This is a genomic window from uncultured Planococcus sp. (assembly GCF_947501725.1).
Taxonomy (GTDB): Bacteria; Bacillota; Bacilli; order Bacillales_A; family Planococcaceae; genus Planococcus; species Planococcus donghaensis_C.
Window position 1 is genome coordinate 106,802 of record NZ_CANMXD010000009.1, and the last position, 25,663, is coordinate 132,464.

25 protein-coding genes are annotated in these 25,663 nt (G+C 46.0%); 8 read left to right on the top strand and 17 right to left on the bottom strand.

The features are described from left to right. Nucleotides 1–18 precede the first annotated feature (18 nt). The 4 genes from Q0785_RS13970 to Q0785_RS13985 form a co-directional block, all read right to left on the bottom strand. On the bottom strand, nt 19–897 hold the full coding sequence (locus tag Q0785_RS13970; RefSeq protein WP_298830881.1) for a sugar phosphate isomerase/epimerase: 879 nt from the start codon (nt 895–897) through the stop codon (nt 19–21). Beyond that, nucleotides 894–1,898 carry a Gfo/Idh/MocA family oxidoreductase gene (locus tag Q0785_RS13975; RefSeq protein WP_223636720.1) on the bottom strand — a complete coding sequence of 335 codons (1,005 nt, stop codon included), beginning with the start codon at nt 1,896–1,898 and terminating at the stop codon, nt 894–896. Before Q0785_RS13975 ends, Q0785_RS13970 begins: the two co-directional genes overlap by 4 nt. A gap of 62 nt (nt 1,899–1,960) precedes the next feature. Further along, on the bottom strand, nt 1,961–3,121 hold the full coding sequence (locus tag Q0785_RS13980; RefSeq protein WP_223636719.1) for a Gfo/Idh/MocA family oxidoreductase: 1,161 nt from the start codon (nt 3,119–3,121) through the stop codon (nt 1,961–1,963). Further along, complete coding sequence (locus tag Q0785_RS13985; RefSeq protein ID WP_223636717.1) at nt 3,121–3,999, bottom strand: helix-turn-helix domain-containing protein; 879 nt, start codon at nt 3,997–3,999, stop codon at nt 3,121–3,123. Before Q0785_RS13985 ends, Q0785_RS13980 begins: the two co-directional genes overlap by 1 nt. A 341-nt stretch (nt 4,000–4,340) precedes the next feature. Here Q0785_RS13985 and Q0785_RS13990 point away from each other — a divergent pair, with 341 nt between their 5' ends. Next, complete coding sequence (locus Q0785_RS13990; protein WP_223636715.1) at nt 4,341–5,534, top strand: ROK family protein; 1,194 nt, start codon at nt 4,341–4,343, stop codon at nt 5,532–5,534. 60 nt (nt 5,535–5,594) lie between these two features. Here the strand turns inward: Q0785_RS13990 and uxaC are convergent, their stop codons facing one another. Then, nucleotides 5,595–7,013, bottom strand: a complete 1,419-nt coding sequence (uxaC, locus tag Q0785_RS13995) for a glucuronate isomerase (RefSeq protein WP_223636713.1) — start codon at nt 7,011–7,013, stop codon at nt 5,595–5,597. 301 nt (nt 7,014–7,314) lie between these two features. On the opposite strand from uxaC, the gene Q0785_RS14000 reads away from it, so the two are divergent. Beyond that, nucleotides 7,315–7,923 carry a hypothetical protein gene (locus Q0785_RS14000; RefSeq protein ID WP_223636832.1) on the top strand — a complete coding sequence of 203 codons (609 nt, stop codon included), beginning with the start codon at nt 7,315–7,317 and terminating at the stop codon, nt 7,921–7,923. Between the two features lie 50 nt (nt 7,924–7,973). On the opposite strand, the gene Q0785_RS14005 is transcribed toward Q0785_RS14000, so the two are convergent. Continuing rightward, entirely contained in the window at nt 7,974–8,708 is a 735-nt protein-coding gene (locus Q0785_RS14005; RefSeq protein ID WP_223636711.1) for a glucose 1-dehydrogenase, read from the bottom strand. A 157-nt stretch (nt 8,709–8,865) separates the two neighbouring features. Here Q0785_RS14005 and Q0785_RS14010 point away from each other — a divergent pair, with 157 nt between their 5' ends. Continuing rightward, entirely contained in the window at nt 8,866–9,459 is a 594-nt protein-coding gene (locus tag Q0785_RS14010; protein ID WP_223636708.1) for a TetR/AcrR family transcriptional regulator C-terminal domain-containing protein, read from the top strand. A gap of 98 nt (nt 9,460–9,557) precedes the next feature. Here the strand turns inward: Q0785_RS14010 and Q0785_RS14015 are convergent, their stop codons facing one another. From Q0785_RS14015 to Q0785_RS14025, 3 genes are all read right to left on the bottom strand, one after another. After that, complete coding sequence (locus tag Q0785_RS14015; RefSeq protein ID WP_223636705.1) at nt 9,558–9,932, bottom strand: hypothetical protein; 375 nt, start codon at nt 9,930–9,932, stop codon at nt 9,558–9,560. 52 nt (nt 9,933–9,984) lie between these two features. Further along, a complete protein-coding gene (locus Q0785_RS14020) occupies nt 9,985–10,350 on the bottom strand; it encodes a DUF4181 domain-containing protein (protein ID WP_298830897.1) in 366 nt (121 codons plus the stop codon). A gap of 182 nt (nt 10,351–10,532) precedes the next feature. Further along, complete coding sequence (locus Q0785_RS14025) at nt 10,533–11,303, bottom strand: glucose 1-dehydrogenase (RefSeq protein WP_298830900.1); 771 nt, start codon at nt 11,301–11,303, stop codon at nt 10,533–10,535. A gap of 171 nt (nt 11,304–11,474) precedes the next feature. On the opposite strand from Q0785_RS14025, the gene Q0785_RS14030 reads away from it, so the two are divergent. Then, on the top strand, nt 11,475–12,107 hold the full coding sequence (locus Q0785_RS14030; RefSeq protein ID WP_298830903.1) for a TetR/AcrR family transcriptional regulator: 633 nt from the start codon (nt 11,475–11,477) through the stop codon (nt 12,105–12,107). Between the two features lie 348 nt (nt 12,108–12,455). Then, the gene (locus tag Q0785_RS14035) at nt 12,456–13,697 is read left to right on the top strand and encodes an AI-2E family transporter (protein ID WP_223636699.1); all 1,242 of its coding nucleotides are present in this window, start codon (nt 12,456–12,458) and stop codon (nt 13,695–13,697) included. A 171-nt stretch (nt 13,698–13,868) separates the two neighbouring features. On the opposite strand, the gene Q0785_RS14040 is transcribed toward Q0785_RS14035, so the two are convergent. Next, nucleotides 13,869–14,585 (bottom strand): dihydropteridine reductase, encoded by a 717-nt coding sequence (locus tag Q0785_RS14040; RefSeq protein WP_298830906.1) that lies wholly within the window; start codon nt 14,583–14,585, stop codon nt 13,869–13,871. 112 nt (nt 14,586–14,697) lie between these two features. Then, the gene (locus tag Q0785_RS14045) at nt 14,698–15,168 is read right to left on the bottom strand and encodes a peptide-methionine (S)-S-oxide reductase (RefSeq protein WP_298830909.1); all 471 of its coding nucleotides are present in this window, start codon (nt 15,166–15,168) and stop codon (nt 14,698–14,700) included. Between the two features lie 198 nt (nt 15,169–15,366). Between Q0785_RS14045 and Q0785_RS14050 the strand changes: the two genes are divergently transcribed. Continuing rightward, on the top strand, nt 15,367–16,353 hold the full coding sequence (locus tag Q0785_RS14050; protein WP_298830912.1) for a YhdH/YhfP family quinone oxidoreductase: 987 nt from the start codon (nt 15,367–15,369) through the stop codon (nt 16,351–16,353). Nucleotides 16,354–16,407: 54 nt separating this feature from the next. Here Q0785_RS14050 and Q0785_RS14055 read toward each other — a convergent pair whose 3' ends face one another. From Q0785_RS14055 to Q0785_RS14065, 3 genes are all read right to left on the bottom strand, one after another. Further along, nucleotides 16,408–16,845: a DUF4357 domain-containing protein gene (locus Q0785_RS14055; protein ID WP_298830915.1), complete on the bottom strand. Its 438-nt coding sequence runs from the start codon at nt 16,843–16,845 to the stop codon at nt 16,408–16,410. Nucleotides 16,846–16,944: 99 nt separating this feature from the next. After that, a complete protein-coding gene (locus Q0785_RS14060) occupies nt 16,945–19,839 on the bottom strand; it encodes a DEAD/DEAH box helicase (protein ID WP_298830918.1) in 2,895 nt (964 codons plus the stop codon). Nucleotides 19,840–19,872: 33 nt separating this feature from the next. Next, on the bottom strand, nt 19,873–20,277 hold the full coding sequence (locus Q0785_RS14065; RefSeq protein WP_298830921.1) for a (deoxy)nucleoside triphosphate pyrophosphohydrolase: 405 nt from the start codon (nt 20,275–20,277) through the stop codon (nt 19,873–19,875). A gap of 225 nt (nt 20,278–20,502) precedes the next feature. Between Q0785_RS14065 and Q0785_RS14070 the strand changes: the two genes are divergently transcribed. Beyond that, nucleotides 20,503–20,880, top strand: a complete 378-nt coding sequence (locus Q0785_RS14070; protein ID WP_298830924.1) for a hypothetical protein — start codon at nt 20,503–20,505, stop codon at nt 20,878–20,880. Between the two features lie 90 nt (nt 20,881–20,970). On the opposite strand, the gene Q0785_RS14075 is transcribed toward Q0785_RS14070, so the two are convergent. Next, entirely contained in the window at nt 20,971–21,957 is a 987-nt protein-coding gene (locus tag Q0785_RS14075) for a D-glycerate dehydrogenase (protein ID WP_298830927.1), read from the bottom strand. Between the two features lie 101 nt (nt 21,958–22,058). On the opposite strand from Q0785_RS14075, the gene Q0785_RS14080 reads away from it, so the two are divergent. Continuing rightward, on the top strand, nt 22,059–23,012 hold the full coding sequence (locus Q0785_RS14080; protein ID WP_298830930.1) for a carbon-nitrogen hydrolase family protein: 954 nt from the start codon (nt 22,059–22,061) through the stop codon (nt 23,010–23,012). 67 nt (nt 23,013–23,079) lie between these two features. Here Q0785_RS14080 and menC read toward each other — a convergent pair whose 3' ends face one another. Continuing rightward, on the bottom strand, nt 23,080–24,186 hold the full coding sequence (gene menC, locus Q0785_RS14085; RefSeq protein ID WP_298830933.1) for an o-succinylbenzoate synthase: 1,107 nt from the start codon (nt 24,184–24,186) through the stop codon (nt 23,080–23,082). Further along, the gene (locus Q0785_RS14090) at nt 24,187–25,608 is read right to left on the bottom strand and encodes a TIGR00366 family protein (RefSeq protein ID WP_298830938.1); all 1,422 of its coding nucleotides are present in this window, start codon (nt 25,606–25,608) and stop codon (nt 24,187–24,189) included. Between the last annotated feature and the right edge of the window lie 55 nt (nt 25,609–25,663).

A 25,663-nucleotide genomic window follows, 5' to 3' on the forward strand; every position in this document is an offset into this window, starting at 1 on the left:
AATGCGGCCTCCTGTTGTTTATATTTTTTCCGTTGCATGAAACCAGTCAGCATAACCCAGCTTCCGCAGATTTTCAGCCGATGTTTCCAGGCAATCGAAAGGATCGCGGCCATAAGTATCATCCTGTTCAACGAGGAAATACTGGGCGCCGCTGGCAAGTCCCGCATCGATGACCGCTGGCATATCCATATTGCCTTCGCCCACTTCAGCGAATTCGATAAGGTTGGTGAATTTCCCGAAAAATGCGGCCATATCCTTTAAATCATCTTCATTGATATCCAGTTTGCCGATCCGGTAATCCTTCAGATGCAATAACGAAATCCGCCCTGCATATTGCTTGATGATTTCGACCGGATTTTCACCAGCGCGCTGAATCCAATGGACATCCAATTCAAAGCCCAGCTTTTCCGTATTATTCTTGATCAAATCAAGCAGATATTCACCGTTGTATTTCTGGAATTCGATATGGTGGGTATGATAATACAGCTCGATGCCATGCTCTGACAAGCGCTCTGCCATCCCTTCCGCTTTGGCGATGAATTCCATGATTTTGTCTTTGTCGCCCATCACCGTCAACGGCAGCATGCCGATGCGCAGGAACGTGCAATTTAGTGTTTTGCAGTCCTGGACGATTTTATCGAAATCGCTGGTCAACGTCTCTCCGGGCATGCCGGGCATCATCGGTTCCACTGGAGCCGACAGTGCAGCTATTTCAATTTCAAAATCCTGACTTGCTCTTTTCAGCTCCGCCACGTTTTCTGCCGTCATCGGAATCTGCGAGACTTCCACTGCGCGATAGCCCAGGTCATGGATGTTCTTCATCGTTTCGTAGACACCGATTTCTTCCACTTTGTCCTTCAACATCATCATCTGTACGCCGATTTTTCCTTTTTTCATTGGTAGACCTCCATTGCTATTTCTTTTCTGTCCTCGCTTGAATCACGGATCGCCTGGATCATTTCCATTGAGGTTTGTGCATCTTTTGCATGGATATACTGATCTGTGTCGTTTTTGATGCAGTCATAGAACAGATTAATCAGTTTTGCATGGCTAGCGCCGTAATAAAACTTGGTTCCGGGCAGCTTTTCATCTTCAATGATTATCTCTTTCCGCCCATCGTCATCCGACTGTGTCAGAATACTGTCTTTAATGGTGAACTTGCCTTTTTCCAAAATCACCTGGAGTTCCACAGATGAGTTGACGCTATTGGCATTGGTGGCAAAAAGAAGGCCGGTTGCGCCGTTCGTAAATTGCATATTGGCAGTAGCCGTATCCTCCACTTCAATGCCGTAATCCAGCAATTGGTCGATCGACCCTTTGATTTTCACAAGCTCCCCGCCAAACAGCTGCATCAGGTCCATCGTGTGCAGGGCCTGGTTGATCATCACGCCGCCCCCCGCCAAGTCCATCCGGCCGCGCCAGGGTTTGATGTCGTAATAGGCTTTCGGACGGAACCAGGCTACCAGGCCTTTAATGCCGAGCACCCGTCCGTATTCGCCGCTCTCCACGATTTCCTGCAGCTTCTCCACTGTTTCGTTCAAGCGGTTCTGCAGGCAGATGCAGATCTTCACGTCTTTATAGCGTTTTTCCAGCTCCACTAAAGAACCGCCTTCTTTGGCATTAAGCGCCAAGGGCTTTTCCTGAAAAACATGGACGCCTTTTTCGACGCAGGCTTTTGTGGCCTCGTAATGAAGATGATGCGGCAGGCAGATATGGACGCAGTCAAGCGTTTCTGTGGCAAGCATCTCACGGTAATCGGTATAGAAGGCGGCTCCGGCCACCGCCAGGCTTTCATCCAAGTCACAGACAGCTGTCAGGACAGCATCGGGATTGCTTTGAATGACCGGGATATGAATTTTGGAAATATCCCCAAGGCCAATTACTCCTATTTTCAACATATGGCTTCTCCTCTGTGAAAAACAACTCAAAGCCAAATCGGCGATGAGTTTGTTTTCCGTTCTTATTTTTGGACCAGCGCAGTTTTTTCTTCTTCAATCTTTTTGTTCAGTTCAGCAAAATACAAGTCTTCATCCACCGGCAATTCCACTTCTTTATCTAGCCAGCTTGAAAGATGAATCGCATTCGCAAGTGCCACACCTTGGATTCCATCGCTGCCCGGAGCGAGCAGCGGTGTACCGTCCAGTACGTTGGCAGCAAAGTTCTTCAATACGTCTGTATGCTGAGCACCCCAGACATTTTCAAACTCCAATACTTCCTCGTCGTAGATATCTGCTGCACCCGTGCCCATGAAGATTTTCATGACGTCCTGCATGTCCATCTTCGCGCTCATTTCAGCTTCCGGTACTTTCAGGCGCTTGATGGTGACTTTCTTGCTGTCATCAACTACGATTTTCCCTTTATCACCGAGAATTTCAAAACGGTCAGTTCCCATGATGTCATGAGTGGCTGTGACGAATACGCCAGTTGCCCCATTGCCGTAATCCAGCAATGCCGTCACTTCATCTTCCACCGCGATGTCCCGCTGGTAGCCGTATTTCACATTGGAATAAACTTTTTTCGGCATACCCGCAATCCATTGCAGCAGGTCCAGCTGATGTGGTGCCTGGTTAACCAGCACACCGCCGCCTTCGCCTTCCCAAGTCGCTCTCCATGCACTTTGATCGTAATAGCCCTGAGGTCTCCACCAAGTCGTGATGATCCAGTTGGTGCGGCGGATGCCGCCGATTTCACCGTTGTCGATAACCGACTTGACCTTCTGATACAATTCGTTAGCTCTTTGGTTGAACATGATGCCGAATGTCAATTCAGGCTTGGTCGCAGCAAAATCGTTCAATTCCTTGACTTGCTTTGTATAGACACCCGCCGGTTTTTCCAATAATGCATGAACGTCTCTCTTCAGTGCATTGATGCCCATTTCCGGGTGCAGGTAATGCGGCACACAGGTTACGATAGCATCCACGTCGCCACTTTCGATCAATGCAATATAATCATCATAAAAAGGGATGTCCGGATATTTTTCAGCTGCCAGCTTCTTTTTTTCAGGATCGATATCGCAGATTGCCCCGATTTCCATGTTCGGCACTTTGCCTTCGGTGATAAATCCTGCATATGCGCCTCCTTGTGCTCCCAATCCGATAATTCCTAATCTCAATTTTTTCATCATACATTCTCCTCACTGTATTTTTTTAGGCGTAAATTCCGATAGACTTTTGCGGTCATCCCCACTTTTTCTTTGAAATAACGACTGAAATGGGAAACGCTTTCAAAACCGCTGTCATGAGCGATTTCTTTCAGCGCCTTTTTCGGTTCTGCCTCAAGCAGGTATTTCACCCGGTTCAACCGGCAGCCCATGACGTATTCCATAATGGTGAAGCCCGTCATCTCTTTAAAAACATGAGATGTATAGGATTTACTTAAATTTAATGCTTCTCCAATGGAAGCCACCGTTATTTTTTGGTGATAATGCTCTTGGATATAGGCGGCGATGTTTTCTGCATGCTCTTCCTTTTCGGCTTTCTTTCCAGGTAATTTCAACGAATCGATTTGTCCCAGACGGTTGACCTGCACGAGAATCTGCAGCAACAGAATCTTCATTTCTGTTTCTTTCAGTACTCCGGTAAAGTCCTTACTCCGATACACTTCCTCCAAACGGGAGATCAATTTCTCCAATTGCCTGGATTCTTCATTTTCATTTGTGCGAATCAGACAATAATGCAGCTTTTGGAAGACATCCAACAAATTCAGGCCACTCACTTCTTTTAAAGCGCCTTCGATCCACTGAGGCGAAAAATGGATCATGCTCCGGACATATTCACTGTTTGGGGAAGTATTCGGCTTGTGAAGAGCCATTCCGTCCATCAGAAGAATGTCACCCGGCTCCAAATCGTAAATCTGGTCATGGATCAAATAGCGGCACGAACCCGCATGAAAAAAATAAATCTCATATTCCTGATGGGAGTGATAATCAATATGTTCCCAATGCCTGTCCATCCGGTAATTCACCATAATCGGCTTTTCGATATAAATCCTGCCTTTCAAATGAATCTACCCCCATTCTATATTAATTTCAGATAACTTCATTATCTGTAAATGCCTATTTTATAGATAAAATTATCCGAGAATGCTTTATGCAGAATTGCTTCGGATAATTTACAAACTATTTCGTTCATTAGTGTAAAGGTACGCGACAAATCTTTTGGATGCAATGAGGATTTTTCGGACTGCCGCTGTGCCGATGGCTTGTTATTCGGCAGAAACCATTTTCTTTATGGTATGCTTTTAACATAGAAGGACACCGGTGAAAGCATTCGGATGCTCCAAATAAGAACGCCTGCATTCATTTATGCCTGCGAAAACTATTAATACGGAGGAAAGATAAAATGGTTACTGGCGATGGATCCTATATCAAAAAGATAAACAGAAGCTTGATTCTCCAAAAAATCATCGAATACGGCATGATTTCACGTGCGGACCTTGCGAAAACAGTCGGCTTGAACAAAGCGACCATTTCTGTTCAGGTAGCGGATCTGCTCGATGAAGAATTGATCTACGAAACCCAGCAGGAACATACGGCACTTGGCAGAAGACCCATCATGCTGTCACTCAACCGGAAAGCCGGATTTGCGCTTGGCATCGACCTTGACGCCAAGCACATCACCTACACGCTGTCCGATCTTTTGGGCTATCCGGTCCTTTCAAAGGATGTTCCACTGGAAACGTCCGATTATGAGACCATTCTTCAATTGGTCCTCGCCGAAATAAAAGAATTCCAGCTCCAATGCGCGGACAGCCGATACGGCATGGTCGGTGCAGTTATCGGAATCCATGGTACGGTCGGCAAAGACGAGAAAGTGTTTTTCGTCCCACAGCACCAATGGCGGGAAAAAGACTTGAAAGCCGACATTGAAAAAGAAATCGACGTGGACATCTACATCGAAAACAACGCGAACCTGTCTGCTTTCGCTGAAAAGGTATTCAATCACCATGACAGTGAAAACCTGTTGAGCATCGCGATGTATTCGGGCATGGGGCTTGGCATTATCCTGGACGGGGAACTGTTGAAGGGCTACAACGGGTATGCCGGCGAAATGGGCCATATGATCATTTTCCCCGGCGGCAAACAATGTACCTGCGGCAACCGCGGCTGTTGGGAGCTCTATGCTTCCGAATCTCGCATGCTGCAGGAAATAGCGGTGTTGAAAAACAAACCCGACGCCAGCTATGCCGAGCTGCGCAACTGGATAACAGAAAAAGATCCAGAGGTATGCCAATATATCGAGCAATTTTTCGAGTATTTGTCGATTGGCCTGAACAATGTCATCAATCTCTACAACCCTGAGACACTGGTGCTCAACAGCGAAATACTGAAGATGTTGCCGGACGCACTCGACAGGATCAAAAGCCACCTGCATTCCACTTTCAATCAATACCGCGAACTGAAATTGTCTGAACTCGGCAAGGATGCCTGCGTCATGGGTGCTTGCGCTTTGGCAGTCAATCGATTTTTGGAAGTTCCCGAGCTTCGGCTTTCGCTGTCTGCGGAACATCTTCCAGCCAACTTACCGGTTTCATAAACCAATGCAGCAAAATCAAATATCCCCTTCTGCCTGTTTGGCAGAAGGGGATATTTTCATTTAGGAGACCGCAACCTGCTCTTTGACATTGAAGAAATTACTGGCATTGTCGTAACAGATGTTCTTCACGTATTTCTCAAGCAGCTCCATGTCTTTCGGGACTTTTCCTTCTTCTGCCCATGAACCCAGCAGATTGCAGAGGATTCTTCTGAAATACTCATGTCTGGAGAAGGACAGGAAGCTTCTGGAATCTGTCAGCATCCCGATGAAATTGCTGATCAAGCCGATATTCGCCAACGTTTTCATATGGTCTTCCATGCCATCGATATGGTCATTGAACCACCAGGCTGTTCCTGCCTGCACTTTCCCCGGAATTCCGGCACTTTGGAAATTCCCTGCCATAGCAGCCAGGATATTGTTATCCCGTGAGTTCAAGCTGTACAGAACCGTTTTCGGCAATTGATCCTTGACGTCCATTGCATCCAGTAAGCCGGACAATTTGTCTGCCAGCAAAAGATCGCCGATTGAATCGAAGCCGCTGTCCGGTCCGATTGCATTGAACATTTTCGTATTGTTATTGCGCAGAGGGCTCAAGTGCAATTGCATAACCCATCCTTTTTCCGCATACAAACGCCCGAGCTCAAGCAGTGTATAGGTTTTGAACTGGTCGATTTCTTTGGCGGTCAGTTCGTGCCCGTCCCGGCGTTTGCTGAAAGCAGCTGCCGCTTCTTCCTTCGTTGTTTTTTCAAAGAACAGGACACTGATGCCGTGATCGGAGCTTCGGCAGCCATGCTCATCAAAATAATCGACACGCTTCGCCAACCCTTCCAAGAACGCATCATAACTGCGCATCGGCAAGCCGGAAGCCGTCTCCAGCTTGTCGACCCAAGAAGAAAATTCAGCTTTTTCGATAGCTAAGCCTTTGTCTGGACGGAAGGATGGTGAAACTTGGATGGCGAATCCCTCTTCCGCCAATTTCTTGTGGGTCGCCAGGTCATCCGTGGGATCATCCGTCGTGCCGACAAATTCCACTTTTTCTTTTTTCAGGATAGATCGCACCGACAGTTCAGGAGTTGCGAGTTGACGGTTCGCTTCTTCCCAAATAGCCGGGGCGGACGCTTCATTCAGAATTTCATCGATTCCGAAATAATGGAGCAGTTCTAGATGCGTCCAGTGGTACAAGGGATTGCCGAATAAGTTCGGAACGGTCTTTGCCCAGGCCAAAAACTTTTCATAATCACTTTTGTCTCCAGTAATATACGGTTCACTGATGCCGTTCGCCCGCATGGCACGCCATTTGTAATGATCGCCTGCCAGCCAGATTTCAGTGAGGTTTGCATAGTTTTTATCTTCGAAAATTTCATCCTGGCTTAAATGGTTGTGGTAGTCGATGATCGGTAGATGCTTGGCCGTCTGGTGGTAAAGCTCTTTTGCCGTGTCATTGTACAGCAAGAAATCTTCTGTGATGAAAGTTTTCATATTCATACCCCTTTTCGATTGTAAGCGCTTTAAATTGAATAGTAACTTTACATTAAATAATTTGTTTGACCGACAAACTAATTGAATATCTTCATCATAGTACGGCGGACCTAAAACTTCAAGTAAATATTCTCTTTTTTCTGAATAAAAATAGGCAGCTAGTTTAAATGTTTTTTTTGAATAGCAAAAGCTTCTCCCCCACTTCAAGTGGCTTTACGATTTTCTTAAACGTCAACTAGCGGTTTGCCGATGGATTCTTCAGGGAACTCATGGGTTAATAGAGTAGGATGAAAAAGGAGTGATGACCGTGATTTTTTTACTTGTTTGGCTGCTGCTGGTCGGCTATGCTGTTTTTCTTGCACCCGGCGGCGAGACCGATCCCGTTCTGTCGAATATCTTCAGCGGTCAGCTGGGGGAAATCGACCCGCTGGTACTGGCCGTCTTCAACTCGCTCGGGTTGTTTCCGATAGTTTTTTTGACCTTGCTGCTGCTGAATGACCGGCAAAAATGGCCGGCCTGGCCGTTCGCGCTTTTGTCTTTCGGCGTCGGCGCATTTTCACTCCTATTGTATTTCGCTTTCGGCGATCGGCAAGCTGAAAGAGGGTTGCGTACACCGAAATGGCTCGTTCGCTTTCTCGGTTCCCGCTTCTGGCTCATTCTCCTGATGCTGTCCTGGGCCGTCAACGGACTGACGCTGCTGCAGGGTTTTTCACTGGCCGCCTACCGCGAAGCCTTTTTCACGTCAGGTCTGGTATCTGTCATGACCGTTGATTGGTTTGTGCTGTGGGGCTTATCCGTCTACACTGTCCACCGCTTCTATCCGGAGGCGAAACGCAAAGCGCTCGCCTGGATCCCGATCATCGGCCCCGTGCTTGTATTGTTCCTCAATAAAAAACACCAGAAACTTTAAAAATACGGCCATTACGCTGAAATCCGCGTAATGGCCGTATTTATTTCTGCTTATTGAGCTGTCATGCCGCCGTCCACCACAAACTCCGAACCTGTGGAATAGCTTGCTTCGTCCGAAGCAAGAAACATCACCATATTGGATACTTCCTCTGATTGTGCGACGCGCTTCAACGGGATATGCTTTGAAAATTCCTCGACTGCCGCTTTGGTGTCTTCCTGAACAACCATCGGGGTCGCAATAACGCCGGGGTGCACGGAATTCACACGGATGCCGTAGTTGGCGCATTCCATCGCTGCCGCTTTGGTCATACCCCGAACTGCGAATTTCGTATCGGTATAGCCGATGGCACCAGCCACCAAACCATTCATGGATGAAATGTTGACGATCGACCCGCCGCCGGCTTTTTGCATGGACGGGATGACGGTTTTCATACCAAGGAACACAGATACCTGGTTAATGTCCACAATGCGGCGGTATTCTTCTTCTGTCGTCTGAAGAATCGATTTCGCCATCGTGATGCCGGCATTATTGACCAGCACGTTCACCGGACCGAATGCTTTTTCGGCTTGTGCCACAACTGCTTCCCAATCTTCCGCGCTCGTCACGTTCTGCTTAACGAACAATGCATCTTCTCCAAGTTCAGCTGCCAAAGCCTGGCCTTTTTCTTCGTTCAAATCCGTCAGCACGACCTTCGCACCCTCTTCGATGAATTTTTTCGCATGTGATGCACCCATGCCTTGGGCCGCACCTGTAATAATCGCTACTTTACCTTCTAAACGTGCCATTTTCTGTTCCTCCTAAAATTCTGCTGAAATTCATTTTCAAAATAAACTACATATGTAAGTTAACAGACAATCATTGAGTTTGTCCATTATTCAAGATTCATGTCATACTTAATTTACAAACCTGTCCATTTTTCGGACACAACAGGAGGAGCTCAAGATGAAGGGCACAGAAGACCGCCGTATTCTGCGGACCAAAAAAAAGCTGAAAACAGCGCTGCTTCAGCTGATGGAAGAAAAAGAGCTCCAGCAGCTAACCATCACCGAAGTCACAAAGCAAGCTGACTGCAACCGTGTCACCTTCTATTCCCATTACACGGATCTGAACGAGCTGCTAGCGGCCGTCGTCGAAGACCATCTGGACGGCCTCGTCGGCTATTTCCGGAAAAGTTTCCAGGAGTTGGAACGCTTTTCCTCGACAGATGTGCAGCGTCATCTGCCAATTTTCGAATACATGTATGAACATCAGTTTATCTTTCGGCTGATCATCCAAGGAGAAGTACTCCCCGGCTCGCAGAACCAGTTTTGTGAAAGCCTGGTCCAAGTGGCTGCCACCGAGCTGCGCCTGGAGGAAGAAAGTGAGCTCGATATAGCTGCGCTCAATTACTTTGTCACCTACGGCAGCCTGGGATTCTTTCTGTATTGGATTAAACAGGATTTTAACGATTCTCCTGAAATCATGGCCGGAAAGCTGGCTGATCTCCACGGCAAAATGTATAAAGGCGCGGTGGTAGTGGAAGATGAAAGACGATGAAAAAGGCATTCCTTTGGCGGAATGCCTTTTTCATCGTGGTCTATAGCGTCAGTTGACCTGACACAGAGCAACGAGCAGGTAAAGCTTATTCTTTTCTTCTATAAATCCACAGCTGTCCATTCCGCTAAGCCCATCAGACCCAGTATGGACAGGATGAACACAATCGTCAGCAGTAAGCTGACAAGAGAGCGTCGTGAATTCCCGACGTATTTCCATTCGATCAAAGTTTGAAGTACAGCTAATCCTCCAAAGCACAACAGGACAATCATGTAGTTGATCGCTACCCCAGCTGTCGCCAGGCCAATAAGTCCGATTAAACTGATCCCGCTGATCCAACCTGCCGAGCGTTCGATTTTCTTCAATGGCTCTCCAGCTTCTGCCCGGTCTACCCCATACTTTTTTTCCAGCTTTTTCAGCATCAGGACGACTAGTGCCATGCTGATGAAGAACCCGATCAAAATCAACGCATCCACTTCACTCACTCCCCAATCATTACTTCGCATCTATCGAACTGAACTTTTGATGCTACCCTATTTGCCATCCGACATAGCTGATGAACAACACGACAGCCAGCACTGTAATCGCGAAATAGATAAGCGATACTTGATATTTCCGGGATTCTTGCAAGTATTTCCATTCCAGAAAAACTTGTACCCCGTTTACGATGAGGAAAACGATCATCAGCCAAGAGAAAAACACTTCCAGCGAATCCGGGAGAAGCATAAACAACACAATAATCGCTCCCAGCATCACCCAGCCGTTCCAGCGTTCGAACCGCCTTACCTGGATACCCGCCCGCTCTTCCTCATCAATGCCGAACCGCTTTCTCAAAAATATCCTTAAAAATCCGAAGCCGAAAATAATGGCCAGCCAAATAAGTAAAACATCCATATGCCGCACCTCCTGAGCTCTTGTCTATTCTACGGGTCAATTGGATGGAAGTTCCATTAAAAATTTTCTTCCCGTCAGGAGGGTTTCAATCATCTAACTTTTATAACAATAAAAAACCAACAAATCAGCAATCAATTTGTCGGCCTTTTGGCTATACCATTCACTTTAACCTTCTGACCACTTTAGCGCGAGGTGTATCCGGCATCAGCATGGATAGTCGTTCCGGTTACGTAAGAAGCTGCATCAGACGCCAACCACAATGTTGCTTGTGCAATTTCATTCGGCTGTCCAAAACGGTTCAACAGGCTGAGTTGCGGTGCATACTCTTCTTCAGTTAAGCCGAACTGATCCAATGCACCACGTAGCATTGGTGTGTCGATGGCGCCTGGTGCTACAGAATTGACCCGGATGTTCATCGGTCCATTTTCCATAGCCGCCACTTTAGTCATGCCGACAACGCCGTGTTTTGCTGCGACATAAGCGATGTTATTCGGCTGTGGACGAAAGCCGCTCACAGAAGAGATATTAATGATCGAACCGCCATTGCCCTGTTTCAGCATTTGCTGGAGCTCATATTTCAAACAAAGCGCCGTACCGGTCAAATCCACAGAAATGAGGCGGTTCCAATAATCTTCATCGAATTCCGCCGCCGGCTTATCATCCGGTGTGAGTGCCGCATTGTTGACCGCTACATCCAGTTTCCCGAAAGTGTCGACTGCGAATTTCACCATTTCCTGAACAGCTGCGGAGTTTGAAATATCCACTTTCACAAATGCTGCGGTACCTCCGCTTGCATTGATTTCATCAGTTACCGCCTGTCCTTTTTCTTCATTGAAATCGGCAATGACCACTTTCGCTTTCGCTTCACCGAAAAGTTTCGCCGTCGCTTCCCCCATACCCATAGCTGCGCCTGTGACAATTGCTACTTTGCCTTCCAATACTGGAAATGTCATGATGAATTCCTCCTTGTTTTTTCTTCATCTTCAGCATACGCCCGCTCCAAATTCAGAACAATCCGCAAGCGCTGTCCATTTGTGCAGTAATAGACAAACCGTTCCCTTTTGTTCAGTAAAAGTTGCGGATTCCCAGGTCTTTGCCGATACTAAAGAGAGAGGTGAACAACTATGAACATCTACCCCGACAAACGTGTCGAGCGCTCGAAGGCCGCTTTGAAAACAGCCCTTCTCGAGCTGCTTGAACAGAAAATTTTCCATCACATCACCATTTCTGAAATCGTCGAATCGGCCAATTACAATCGCGGGACTTTCTATGCCCATTTCAAAGCAAAAGAAGCATTGCTCGAGGAAATCGTCACGGAAACACTGGAGGAAATGATCCACCAGATCAAGCATCCGTATCGGACAGATACCCTCGTCGACTTGCATAACCTGGCAGTGGAAGACATTTCGCTATTCACTTATTTCCTGCAAAATGCCCGGCTTTACAAAACCTTGCTCAGCCGGAATATCCAAATCGACTTCCGCCACCGGATGGCAGGCGCCATCGAAGAGCTGTTCATCGCGGAATATGACTATGAACTGCCGCAAGACAGCTCACTTGATCAGAAATGGCTCTATGTCTATCGGGCGCATGGCATTGCCGGACTCATCATCCGCTGGATAGAAGAAGACTTTTCCGAACCGCCTCTTTACATGGCCGAGCAAGTGGTGGAATTGATGCTCGTTTCTACCGCCGTCTTTAAAGTCAAAAAATCAGGGGCAGGTTATCCCCAACCCTCAAGAAAAAAGCGGCAATAATTAAAAAAACCATCGAGTTATTCGACTGGATCTTGGATATGTGGATGATTTTGCACCAAAACGGGGATAACTTTACCGTTTCGTCATCCTTTTTCGTTTATCCACATGTGGATAAACTATTACGGAAAGTGGTGGTTCGCCATCCATAGAGAAGAGGAAAGAAGCTAGTTTAAACCCGATCAATAAAGCATCAGAAGGTCCACAAGATCATCATGGAAATTGTTCGGCGATGACAAAATAAAAATTCGAATCGGTGTGAGAAATGCGCTATACGGGTATTTTAAGTATATAAAAGAATATCGGTTCCATGCTGCTGAAACAGGTTTATTCGGGAAAGAGGTGCACGTGATGGAGCAGGACAAAAACAAAAACGCGCTAAGCCATGCAGCTTCCTGGTTTGCGAAATGGGTGCTGAACAACAAAGCGGTATCCGTACTGATCATTGTCCTATTGATTCTGCTGAATTTACTGCTGCTGCCGAAAGTCAGCTTTATCTTCCAGCCGCTTGTCGCTTTTTTTGATGTCATGGGGCTGCCGCTGATTATGGCTGGTGTCTTGTACTACCTGCTGAATCCATTCATCGATTGGATGGAAACGAAAAACATCCCGCGCGCTGGCGGCATCACCATCGTCTTTGTCGTGATCGCCGCATTGTTGGCGTGGGGCATCGCGACTTTGATCCCGATTATCCGGGAACAGACGCTCAGCCTTTTGGACAACTGGCAAGAGTATTTAACCAGCTTCATCTCACAGATCGACGCCTTTTTCCAAAGCGATTTGCTGTCACAGCTCCAGATGCAGCTGACAGGTGAAGATGACAGCCTGTCCACTTCCATTACGGACCAGGCGGACGATGTTGTCGATACGACGGTTACCGGCATCGGCAGTATCTTCGGCATCCTGTCGACCACCGTGCTGGCCATCATCACAACGCCCTTCATCCTTTTCTACCTCTTGAAGGATGGCCATCACCTGCCTTACCACATCATGAAGCTGGTCCCTTCGAGAATGCGCGAGCATACTTACCTGCTGCTGCGCGAAACGAACCTGCAGATCAGCCAGTATATCCGGGGCCAGCTGCTCGTGGCTTTTTTCGTCGGCCTGATTTTTTGGATCGGCTTCAGCATCATCGGCCTCGAATATGCATTGATACTGGCTATTACAGCCGGCGCTTTGAACCTGATTCCTTTTCTCGGCACCTTTATCGCTTTCTTCCCGATTGTCATCATCGCCATCGTGCTGCACCCGCCCATCATGCTCGTCAAAGTGCTGATTGTCTTCTTCATCGAACAGACGTTGGAAGGCCGCGTCATCCAGCCGCTCATTCTCGGCAGCAACCTGAATATCCATCCCGTCACCATCATCGCCGTCTTGTTGACGGCGGGAAATCTCTTCGGCATTCCCGGCGTCATTCTCGGAATCCCGGCCTACGCCGTCACCAAAGTGTTTCTCGTCCACTTATTCACCTGGTACCAGCGCTATACCGGACTGTATGACGATGAGTACAATCCGGCGCCGAAGCCGCTGGTCTCAGAAAAGAAAAAGAAGAAACAGCTGAACCTGAAAAAGAAACTGAGACGAACCCAATAGAACTGCTGAAACTTTTGTGATTCAAGCCATATGCATATATGAGCTTACGGATGTTAAAAGACAAAAAAGCCTAATCCCGCCGTTTCTTGAACGGGGAATTAGGCTTTCTGTTTTTCATTCAACTAATCGCAGTCATGCTTAGGGATTTTTAAGTAAAATTGATGCTCCCGCTTAAACTGCCAAATCAACTGATAAGAAGTCAGGCAGCGACTGTTCACGCTTGTCGAGCATGATCTGTTCGGTCTTGACGCCCTGCTCACGCAACAATTTAATGTTTTCCATAAGGAAGTCGTCGCTTCCGACAACATAGAAAAGGCCATCCCTGTCTGCTGCAAGCTTCTTCACTTCTTCGTAATAGTCGCTGCGGTTATCGACGAATTGTGAGGTGAACTTCTTGTCAGGTGCGGATTCAAAGACATTCGTGAACAGGAAATCTCTTGATGAGTCGATGTTCAAGGAATGGATTTGATTGACCTGGTCGGCACGGTCGAAATAATCCAGCACAAGCGGTCTGAACGTTGCCAGGCCGACACCCGATGACAATAGGTAGACATTTTTGTCTTCTCTTTTGAGCGGGACATTCGAATGCGTTTTAAAAATCGCCACTTCATCGCCGACTCCGAGGTTTCTTAAAATCGCTTTAAACTCAGAACACTGCTCTCTGATGCGTGTCGTGATGCCGATTGAATTTTCGTGCGGCAATGTAGAGATGGACATATGGCGGATCAATCCGCGGTTTGGTTTCTCTCCAGCGTTAAAGCCTTCCAAAGCGAAATGGGTATGGGAACCTTCCTGCCAGGTGAATTCTTCCGGGCGATCCAGAAGGTAGGTTCTGACCTCTGGTGTTTCTTCAATGATCTTGTTTATTTTCGTCCAGTAAATTTGCATAATCTATTTTCCCCCTGAATTATCTTTCTCTGTTACATCTACTATACAACAAGTGATAATTGTTCTCAATTAAACGTTCTGGATGAAGCGGAGGAAATCTGACAATCCAGCTTTATTTATACTTATTCATCAATTCTTCTGGAATATGACAGTAATCAGTCGGGCATCTGGCTAACCGGTCCTGATGTTCTTCTGCACTTCTCACATAGTTTGTAAGCGGCAAAACTTCGACCACGATAAGATCCGAATCATTTCTTTCATCAATAAATCCCTTCGCCTCTGTTAGATGGGCAGGATTTTCGCTGTAAATGCCCGTTCTGTATTTCTCGCCAACATCTTCGCCTTGTTTATTCAAACTGGTTGGATCGATGATTTCAAACAAATACTCCATCAATCCCGGGATTGATACGACGGCCGGGTCAAAAGTGGTTTTGACACATTCGGCATAGCCATCGTAATCACTCTCGAGCAGAGAACTTGTTCCATTGGCCCTTCCTGCTTCCGTGGACTCGACCCCGGGCAAAGTTTTGATGAAAGCCTGCACTCCCCATAAACATCCGCCTGCCAAATAGACTGTTTCCATAGTGGTCCTCCTCTTTATGTAAAATCAATTAAAGTAAATATACCATTTTCCTGTGAGAAGCTTGTTTTTTAATGCGGAATTCCAGAAAGTACAGAGCCATTCCGGCCTCTCCAGATTGACGGTATCCGCTTTAGAATGGTAGATTTTGTATTCAAGCAGTTTTGCTGCAAAACTAAGGTACTGGAAGGGGAAATTAATGTGAACTCATTCAAAGCCATCAGAGTCAAGGAACAGGAAGACCAGATCGTCTATGGGTTGGAAGAAGTAACTGCAGATCAACTTTCCGAAGGGGATGTCCTGATTAAAGTCGCTTATTCGTCGATCAATTACAAAGATATGCTGGCTGTCCAGAAAAATTCAGGGGTCATCCGAAATTACCCGATGATTCCGGGAATCGATTTGAGCGGCACCATCGTGGAATCGAAAGACTCTCGCTTTACAGAAGGCCAGGAAGTGATCGTGACCGGATTTACGATGGGCATGAGCCATACAGGCGGCTTTTCAGAATACGCACGCGTCCCTGCGGAGTGGATTGTGCCATTGCCAGATACTATGAGCTTGAAGGATGCCATGGTATTCGGCACGGCCGGATTCACTGCAGCACTGTCCATTCTTGCACTCGAGAAGAACGGGATGAACGTTGCAGACAATCCGGAAATACTGGTGACGGGCTCAACCGGCGGAGTCGGCAGCATCGCCTTACAGATCCTCTCTAAAATCGGCTATAAAAACGTCTCCGCTTTGGTGCGGAAAGAGCATCAGGAAGAAGTCGCCAAATCACTGGGCGCAGCCAATGTTGTTTTTGCAGACCAGCTCGGAGACGCCAAGAAGCCACTCGCCAAGACCCGCTTCGACTATGTGCTGGATACGGTCGGCGGAGATGTGGCCTCTGCATTGATCCCGCAGATTTCCTACGGCGGCAGCATGAGCATGTGCGGCAACGCGGGCGGCCTTCCAGTGAACACCACGGTGCTGCCGTTCATCCTGAGAGCCGTCAACCTGCTCGGCATCGATTCGGTCAACGTACCGATCGACAAGCGCGGAAGCATTTGGGAGAAGATGGCCAGCGAATGGAACATCACCGACACAACACTGGTGAACGAAATTTCACTGGAAGAATTGACCGAGACGATCGACGCCATCAAGAATGGCCAACATTTGGGACGGACCATCGTTAAGTTGTAAGTTCAGGCTGAAAATATAAAAAGCGGAAGGGCTAAAATCAGCCCTTCCGCTTTTTCACGTTTCTTTCCAATCATGCGATCCCCGCACCCAGCCGCCGATCACTGCGCCCATCGCCATCATCGGCGATGCGAATTCGGTATCTTCCATCAACAGGAACTGATGCTCAAACGGCACAAGCAGCTTATCCAGCACTAAGTTCTCGCGCAGCTTGATGTATTTTTGAGGGCATTTCGGCGAAGTTGACGCCGCAAACTTGGATCCACGCTGCACGACAAATTTCGCGTCCCGGTAAAATCCGGTCGCATCCGCTCCACGCTTGGAGGTGATGGAAAAGATTTCAGGTGCCGGCTCCTTCTCCGCATAGAGCTGCAGCATCCCCGTTTCAAACGGATTGATGGCCTGTTCCTCGCCTGTCTGGGCATCTAGTTCCAGAAATTGATAGAGCTCGCCTTCTTGCGGGTGCTGGATTTTCTTAACGTAGTACTCCTTCATTTTTCGTCCTCCTCTAAAGTAAGTTCCGACTTTCGCTGGATAGCGAGTGTCTGGTTACTTTAGATATAGGAGAAGTTAGAGTAAAAGGAGACAGGACTATCAACTTTCCTCGCTCGCAATATAGCGATACAACTTCCCTTCCACCGTGTTTTCCAAAGCTAAATGCATATGAACCACGGGGATGTCTTTTAGGTTTTTATCTTTCATTAACGCTTGCTCCACGCTCGTCTTATCTGGAAGAACTTGCCCTAGGTAATAGAAATCGCCGCCTTCGTCATCATCTTTTTTGATGAATAAATGAAGGTCGATGTTATTTTCAGCAGCGTCTATGATGGTTTTTACTTCCGCAGACTCCAGCGTTCGATTACTACGCGTCGACCATTTGAAGATATCCGGGCTTACAAATCCTTCTGTATAGGCAACACTCGACTCTACTTCATCATTTTTATGATAGGTAACAAAAATTGGACAGGTACCATGCTTCGTTTTATACCCATAAATCGTTGAGCTCTCATCGCTTGTCCAGTTCAATAAGCGACATGCATCTTTGCGGGTATATTTTTTGTAGAGTGTCAAAGATTGATCGCATCTATAGCTTTTGCTTAACTCTTTCGCACTGATGACGATATCTATCAGCACTGCTTTAAAGCTTGGATTCTGCTTCAGGCTGGCTTGAATTTCCCTATTAAGTTGAATGCCATTTTCCTCAAAGACCACAAGTGGTTTATTGCCATATTTTTTTCGCTGGCCTTGATTGAAGAAACTCAAGTCCATGACTCGCTGCACCGAAGCTAAGGTTTTTGGGCCTACAGAGCAATTATGAGATCTTATCGATTGTTCAAATGCCTGCATCGTGACTTGGTCTTTTTCCAGCAATAATTCGAGCAGCAGAATTTCATGCAGTCGCTTGCCATTTAAAATCTCCAACGACAGCATCGTCAAGACCTGCTCTTCATAGACCGTTATTAACGGATCAATCTCTTTAAGTTTCAGTAAAAATTGATGATAAGTTGTGTATTTTTGAACAATCACCAAAGGGTCGATTGAGTTGTGTTGGATAAAATCCTGAAGCTGCGGAATATGTCCAATTCTGTTTTTCAGCTCAATATAAGCTTCGCGAAGAATCTTCATATCGGTTAAATTACTCTTCTTAATCGCTGAGAACACACGATTTTTCGCAATCTCTTCAAAATTCACAGTGGAAATCCCCTTGATATAGCTGGTGTCTTTCATTCGACGACGGATATTGTCTTTGTTTTGCGAACGTTCACCGGACAAAGCCACGGGAATCAGGTAATTGTTTTTGTAGTTCCCGATAAAGTCGATGATCGTCACAAATTCCTTTGATCCATGCTTACGAAGTCCGCGACCAAGCTGCTGGATAAAGATAATGCTCGACTGTGTTTGTCTCAGCATGACCACTTGGTTGACACTTGGAATGTCTATCCCCTCATTGAAAATATCCACAGTCAAAATATAGTTAATGACACCATTTTCTAGCCGTTCAACTTGCAGAATGCGCTCTTCCTGAGAATTTTGCCCAGTCAAGGCGACCGTTTTTAATCCGCGACGATTCAGCTCTTCTGAAAGCTTCACCGCTTCTTCTTTTCGGCTGCAGAACATGAGACCTCTTACTTTTTCGCCTGAATGACCGTAATAATCGACCTTTTGCAAAATATGATCGACACGTTCTCCCGTTACTAGTTTTGAAAAAACCGTCGCTTCATCAATCACACCTTCTTCATATTCGACGTCAGTCACTCCAAAGTAATGGAACGGACAAAGCATGTCTTCTTCCAGTGCTTCCTGTAAGCGAATTTCGTAGGCTACATTATAATCGAATAGCTCGTAGATATTGAAATCATCGGTACGTTCAGGCGTCGCAGTCATTCCCATCAGGAACTTCGGCTGGAAATGCTCAATGACTTTCTGATACGATTTCGCACCGGCTTTATGCACTTCATCAATTAAAATATAATCGAAAGCTTGTGGATCTAGTTGCTTGAGCGTCGCTTCTTTTGAAATCGTTTGGATGGTCGCAAATAAATAACGCGCGTTTGTCTCTCTTAAATTCCCCGATAGAATCCCAAAATCTTGTTCTATCCCACCTAGTATCCGGATGAAATCTGACTTGGCTTTCTGGAGAATTTGTTCTCGGTGAACGATAAACAACATTCGTTTTGGGGCAAAGTTACGCACGTCAAAAGCCGATAAATAAGTTTTCCCAGTGCCCGTCGCTGAAATAACCAATCCTTTGTCATTTCCAGCTTCTCGTACCGCTTGTATTTCCTGAAGAGCCGCAGTTTGCATTTTATTTGGTTTGATATTGACCGCTTCTTCTAGCGGGTTTTCTGTATACACCTCTGGAAACTCAGCAATATTCTTTAGCTCTTTACGGTATTCAATCGGCACATACGATTGTTCATATCGCGTAATCCACTGTTCGGATAAGGGTTGGGCGTTCTCCCAGACCTCTTCGAATTGTTGATAGAAATGGGAAACCAATTCCCCATTTTCATGCGAACTCAATTTGACATTCCACTCATAGTTAACTTTTAAAGCTTGCGCTGTTAAATTGGAACTTCCGACGATTAAGGTTTGGTGCGTTTCATGAGAAAAGATATAGCCCTTAGAATGAAAGCCTTTCATACTCGACAATCGAACTTCCACATTGTTAATTTTCAAGAGTTCCTTGAATACTTTCGGCTGATTGAAATTCAGAAAAGTTGAGGTTAATATTCTTCCTTTAATGCCTTGGCGGTCAAGATCTGATAAATGGGTTTTTAAAGTCGCCAAGCCACTTTCAGTCACAAAAGCTACAGAAAAGAGAAACGATTGGCAGCTATCCAGCTCCTCAGTGATGGAATTCAATACGGTCTCATTTGTTTTTGTGTTATTGATCAGCAAAGTCGGTTTAAAGCGTTCTCCGCTAGGTTTTGTTTGATCGATGAAACCTTTGTAGATAGAGTCTTCTAAATTCTGAAGAAAGTTCATTTCCGTCCCCCGCTTTTCTCTCAACTGTCTCTCTTATTTTTGGGCTTGGTACGTCCGCTTTAATTTTCGGATGGCCGGTATATCTGCCGGGGCCCATTCGAGCTGCTCTAGCTCATATGCTTCTAACCACCGAATCGCAATATGCTCTGTTAACACCGGAGTTCCTTCAACTAGTTGGCAATAAAACGTGGTCAAGTGAACAACTCCGAAATCGTATTCGTGCACCGTATGTTCTACTTGCTCTCCAATCGCTACCTGACAATGCATTTCCTCTTGAATTTCTCTTTGTAACGCTGATTGAGGCGTTTCAGTTTCTTCAATCTTTCCACCTGGAAATTCCCATAAGCCAGGCAAACTTTTTTCCATACCGCGCTGCGCACATAATATTTTATTGCCGTTTGTAATTACTGCTCCCACTACATGTATATTTTTCTTCATATTTTTTCACCTGCTTCTCGAAATTTAAAGTTGCTTATGATTTGAAAACGTTCAATTTCCTTTATTCTAACATTTTCTTTTCAAGAAAAATTCTTCTTCATTGTTTAAATTGAAATGAGACAATAATACTTCACGCAACAAAACCTCTTACCTGTAATATCCATTACTTTTTGTTACACTTGGAAAAAGGCAGACTAGTATGCCATCACCGAAAGGATTTTTAGTTTGAAGACATACTGGCTGATTATTGCCATCTTATTGGTTAATTTATGTACACTTCTGGTCAATGATTATTTTCCGGGAACGCTGGATGCGCTTGGCATTCCGCCGTGGATCCTGTTCGCGGTTATTGCGCTTATGGTTGTCCTTAGTGCACTGACGCTTAAACAGCAAAGGGAAAAGAAACGTTATATGATTGTCTTCCCGCTCCTGATGATCGCGGTGCCCCTGATCGTGCTTGCCGTATTGACGGTGCTTGGAGGAGAACCCCGCAACAGTATTTCCCTCACGAATTCCACCCTATGGATCGGCGTTGCTGTGATTTTGTGGATTTTCTGGCTCGAATATTTACGTGCTTCCAAAAAAGAAGCGAAAGAAGCATAAATTTTCTGCTCTGCATATGAAAAGGCCAAAGAAGCTCAGATCAGTTCTTTGGCCTTTTTGTATGGGAAATCTGTGAAAGTATGAATGTATTTAATTCGCCAGCAGGTCCTGCAATTCTTTGACTACGTTCTGGGGGACCTTGCCTGTCACACCCTCGACCAGGTTTTCTGCCGCTTTCATGAGCATCGTTGCGCGCGTTTTTTCGGTAGCCGAGCCGATATGCGGGAGGGCGACGACCTGATCCATCCCGAGCAGCGGGTTATCGGGGCTCACAGGTTCCTGTTCAAAGACATCCAGTCCCGCGCCGCGAATCTCGCCCTTCTCCAAAGCTCTGATCAAAGCCCTTTCATCCACCACTGCCCCTCTGGCACAATTGATCAAAATCGCACTGTTCTTCATCTTTTCAAATTGCTGCTGCCCCATCAGGTGATGGGTCTCCGGCGTCAAAGGCACAATCAGGACGACGAAATCGGATTTCTCCAGTAAGGCGTCCAGTTCGCTGTAGACGATGCCGTATTTTTCTTCGAGAGCAGGTTTCGGCGTCCGGCTGGTGTAAAGGACCTCCATTTCAAAACCGAACCTCGCTCTTCTGACAATCTTCTCGCCGATGCGGCCCATGCCGATGATGCCCATCGTCGCGTGATGCACATCGATGCCGAACAGGTGCCGAGAATCCGTTTGTTTATCCCATTTCCCCTGTTTAACGAAGTTGTTCAGCTCAGGCACTCGTCTTGCAGTGGCAAGTATAAGACTGAATGCCAAATCCGCCACTGTTTCATCCAACACAAAAGGTGTATGCGTTCCAAGCACCTTATGCTGTTTCATGGCTTCCAGGTCGAAGGAATCATAGCCCACCGCCGAATTACTGATGATTTTCAGATTGGGTGCCTGCTCCAGCAATTCATGTGTGATGGGCGCATGCTGCACCAGCAACCCGTCGACCTCTTTAATTTCTTCTATTAAAACATCCAGCGGGATTGCCCCTTCCCCTTGCCACTTCCTGTAGTCACAGTGCTCACCGATATATTCTTCCACTTCTTTTGAGATCTTTCGTGCAATATAAACTTTTGGTTTCATTCCGAGACCTCCTATATGAGTATAAAATCCAGTTTCCCTGTTCTATTTCAAGAATATTATAACAATGATAAACTTGAATTTGACATGAAAGGATGATATCAATGAAAAAATCCACTAAATTTAAAGTAGCCGTCGTCCAAGCTGGCTCTGAAATCATGGATAAGGAAAAAGGCGTGTTGAAAACAGTTCGACTGATCGAAGAAGCAGGAGCTCAAGGGGCGAAGATCATCGTCTTCCCGGAAGCCTTCATCCCTGCCTATCCGCGCGGCATGTCGTTTGGTGCAGTAGTGGGAAGCCGCTCCTCCGAGGGCCGGAAAGATTTCAGGCGCTATTGGGATAATTCCATCACAGCGCCAGGCCCTGAAACGGAAGCGATCGGCAAGGCCGCGAAGCAGGCGGGTGCTTATATCGTCATCGGCGTCATCGAAAAGGACAGTTCCGGCAGCCAGGGCACTTTGTATTGCACGGCCTTGTTTTTCGGTCCGGACGGCGAACTGCTCGGCAAACATCGCAAACTGAAACCGACCGGCTCTGAACGGCTGATCTGGGGACAGGGAGACGGCAGCACTTTGCCGGTATTCGATACGCCTTACGGTCGCCTCGGCGCATTGATCTGCTGGGAGAATTACATGCCGTTGGCGCGTGCAGCGATGTACGAAAAAGGCATCCAGATCTATGTCATGCCAACTGCCGATGCACGTGATACGTGGACAGCGACCGTTCGCCACGTCGCTGCGGAAGGCCGCTGTTTCGTCCTGTCCTGCAACCAGTATTCAACGAAATCCATGTACCCCGAAGAGATCTCATCGCGGGATGAATTCAAGGAGCTGCCGGAGGAAATGTCACGCGGCGGCAGCTGCATCGCCGGACCATTGGGAGAATTGATCGTAGAGCCGGTCTACGGCGAGGAAACGATCCTGTACGCCGAACTCGACCTAGACCAGATCGCTGAAAGCCAGTTCGACTTTGACGTATCCGGCCATTATTCGCGCCCCGATGTTTTTCAGCTGAGTGTTAATGAGAAGGAACAGAAGACGGTGGTTTGGGAAGAATGAAAAGGAGCCACATCTACTTTTATGTAGATGCGGCTCCCTCTTTTATTTCCAACTAAAAGCTCTTACATTACTTAAAACTCTTTCTTTCGACTGTGTGTTTTAATACTTCGTCTAAATCGATTTTATAACCAATTCCAGGTCCTTCAGGTACTTGAAGTTGACCATTCTTTACGATAACCTCAGGTTCGATGATGTCTTTTTCCCAATATCGGGAGGAAGAGGCCGTATCGCCTGGTAAAGTGAAATTCGGCAAAGAAGTTATTGCGATATTATGAGCTCGGCCGATACCCGATTCCAACATACCGCCGCACCACATTTCAATATTTTTCTTCATGCAGAAATCATGGATTTTCTTCGCTTCTGTCAATCCCCCCACTCTTCCTACTTTCATATTGATAATGCGTCCACTTCCCAACTCTACCGCTTGTCTTGCATCATCAAAAGAATGAATGCTCTCATCAAGGCATATCGGTGTCTTCAAGTGCTTTTGAAGATTCGCATGATCAATCAAATCTCCAGCAGTTAAAGGCTGTTCAATCATCATTAATTTAAACTGATCCAATTCTTTCAGCACTTCTATATCTTCCAAAGTATAGGCCGAGTTGGCATCTACCATTAACGGAATGTCAGGAAAATGTTGCCGAACTTGTTTAACGACCTCTACATCTTTCCCTGGTTTGATTTTAATTTTTATTCTTTTATATCCTTCATCTGTCTTCTCTTTTACTTCTTTCAGCAAATCCTCGATATTGTCTTTTATTCCTAAGCTGACACCAACTTCAATCGTTTGTTTTTCTCCACCCAAAGCTTGGGCAAGGGAGATGCCTCTCGTTTTGGCATATAAATCCCATACCGCTCCGTCTAATGAAGATTTGGCCAAATGATTACGCTTATAAGCACTAAACAATTCTTGCACTTCTTCAGGATGTTTGATTTCTTTCTTTAACAGCAGCGGAACTAAAAACTGTTCCAGCATCAGCCAACTGGAATCCGTAAATTCTTCAATGTACAAAGGGCGTTCGGATGTGACACATTCTCCCCACCCGGATAATCCATCTTCATTTTTCACTTCTGTCAGAATGAATAAACGATCATGTTCAGTACCAAAGCTTGTAGTAAATGGATTTTTCATCCGCATTTTTATTTTATATAAATTGATTTCTTCTATTTTCACTTACATCGGCCCCCAATCGATCAATACGCCAATGACGATATAAATTGTTCCAATGACGTACCAAATCAGCATGAGCGGAATTGCAAATTTAATCCACTTCGACCAAGGCACACCAGCGATTGCCAGGTTTGCCATTAGTACACCAGACAATGGTGTGATAATGTTTGTAAATCCATCACCTAATGAATAGGCTTGAACTGCCACTTGTCTCGGTACGTCCATCAAATCAGCAAGAGGTGTCATAATCGGCATAACGATTGCTGCCTGTCCACTTCCGGAAGTAACGATTAAATTGAAAAGCCCGTTACCAACGAACATGGCAACCGCACCCGTCACACTTGAAAATGGCGTAAGAACTGTTGCCATACCTTGAACAATGGTATCTAAAATCATGCCATTTTCCATAACAACTACAATCGATCTTGCCATCCCAATAATCAATGCTCCATATATAACGCTTTTACAGCCGTTCATGAATTCTGCAACCATTTCATTGGCTCCAAGTTTAGCAATGATGCTTGTGACGATGGCAATGACGATAAAGACACCCGCCATTTCATTGATTGCCCATTCTAATTGGAAAACTCCATAAACATATGTGGAAATACCAAGCACTAAAGCCAGTAAGACCAATTTATGGGTACCGGTCAGTTCAGAGGAAACCCCTTCCATACTGTCTTCTTCATATCGAGGAAAACGATTTTCTTTTAGAATACTCTTTTGCGGATCCTTCTTAACTCTGTTTGCATACCAAAGGATATAGGTAAGCGTAGCTGCAAGAACAGTAACATAAATCAAAAGTCGATACCTAAGCCCCGAAAAAAGCGGCAGTCCTGCGATTGTTTGGGCAAATCCTGTAGTCGATGGATCAAGAAACCCAACTGCAAAACCTGAATATGCACCAAGGTAAATAATGGATACGCCGACAATGGCATCCATCTTCATAGCTCTAGCCAAAATAACCCCAATAGGAATAAATGCAATGACAGCATTAACGATAATACCCAGACCGCCAAAAACAGAGAACAATCCTGCAACCATGATAATCAGCAGCCATTCCTTATTGCGTGTTTTATCGATTGTTTTTAATATCACTGTATTGATGGCACCTGTACTTTCAATAACTGCGAAGGTTCCACCGATAATCAATACAAGGAAAATTAGTCCTGCTCCTCCAATCATCCCTTCTTGAATAGCACGGAATACACCAATCGGACTTACTGGGTCCTGTTCGATGGCTTGATAACTATCAGGCACAATAACAGAAACGCCGTCTTCTGTTGTCTCTCTATCGAAGCTCCCCGCTGGAATAATATAAGTCATGAGCGCTGCAATTAATAATATTCCGAATAAAATTACATAGGCATCGGGTAATGACCGTGGCTTTTTCGTTTTTTTCGGCTTGATTGGTTGTGCAGTCATATTTTTCCTCCATTCTAAATTTTCAAAAAATGAACTTGAATCAAATTATATTAAA